This is a genomic window from Oceanobacter sp. 5_MG-2023, from assembly GCF_030548165.1.
Taxonomy (GTDB): Bacteria; Pseudomonadota; Gammaproteobacteria; order Pseudomonadales; family Oceanobacteraceae; genus Oceanobacter.
The window spans coordinates 1-1,303 of the sequence record NZ_JAUORS010000060.1; the positions used below are offsets into that span (position 1 = coordinate 1).

The 1,303-nt window shown below is 54.3% G+C and carries 1 protein-coding gene; it reads left to right on the plus strand.

The window, feature by feature from the left end:
- On the plus strand, positions 1 to 1,303 hold a 1,303-nt coding region (locus Q4551_RS16110; protein WP_303434943.1), incomplete at both ends, for a cadherin repeat domain-containing protein.

A 1,303-nucleotide genomic window follows, 5' to 3' on the forward strand; every position in this document is an offset into this window, starting at 1 on the left:
GCCGGTCACTTCACTGATCAGACCGTGACGCTGGCGGTCAATGATCTGGATGAGTCAGGACCGGTCTTTAACTCCGGGACTCTGGCAGATGCCATTGACGAAAACTCTGGCGCCAGCTCGGTTATTTACACCGCAGCGACCGATGATGCGACGGCGGTTTATAGCCTCTCTGGCGACGATGCAGCGTATTTCAGCATCAACTCCGCTACAGGCGAAGTCACTTTGTTGGCGGATGCCGACTATGAAACCAAGTCCAGTTATAGCTTTACCGTCACAGCCATCGATGGAGCCGGTAACCACACCGATCAAGCCGTCACCTTGGCGGTCAATAACCTGGATGAAGTGGCACCGACGATTACCTCTGGTGACACCGCGGCTGCCATCGATGAAAACAGCGGTGCCGGGCAAGTGGTGTATACCGCTGTTGCTGATGACTCTGCTGATATTTCTGATGGCGTCACCTTCAGTCTGTCAGGCGACGATGCCGCGTATCTCTCGATTGATGCCAGTACCGGCGAAGTCACCTTATTGGCCGACGCTGATTACGAGACCAAACCAAGCTACAGCTTTACCGTCACCGCCACCGATGGGGCCGGTCACTTCACTGATCAGGCTGTGACGCTGGATGTGAATGATCTGGATGAGTCAGGACCGGTATTTAACTCCGGGACTCTGGCAGATGCCATTGATGAAAACTCTGGCGCCAGCTCGGTTATTTACACCGCAGCGACCGATGACGCGACAGCGGTTTATAGCCTCTCGGGGGCTGATGCAGCGTATTTCAGCATCAACTCCGCTACAGGCGAAGTCACTTTGTTGGCGGATGCCGACTATGAAACCAAGTCCAGTTATAGCTTTACCGTCACAGCCATCGATGGAGCCGGTAACCACACCGATCAAGCTGTCACGTTGGCGGTTAATAACCTGGATGAAGCAGCGCCAAGCATTACGTCTGGCGCTACGGCCACTGCGATAGCTGAAAACAGCGGTTCTGGGCAAGTGGTGTATACCGCCACTGCGGATGACTCTGCCGATATCTCTGATGGCGTGACTTTCTCGCTCTCAGGCGACGATGCAACGTATTTCAGCATCAACTCAGCCACCGGCGAAGTCACCTTATTGGCCGACGCTGATTACGAAACCAAACCAAGCTACAGTTTTACTGTAACTGCCACCGATGGCGCGGGTTTACAAGATAGCCAGACCGTGACGCTGGCGGTTAATGATCAGGATGAGTCAGGACCGGTATTTACCTCCGGTACGTTGGCGGATGCCATTGATGAAAACTCTGGTGCCAGCTCGG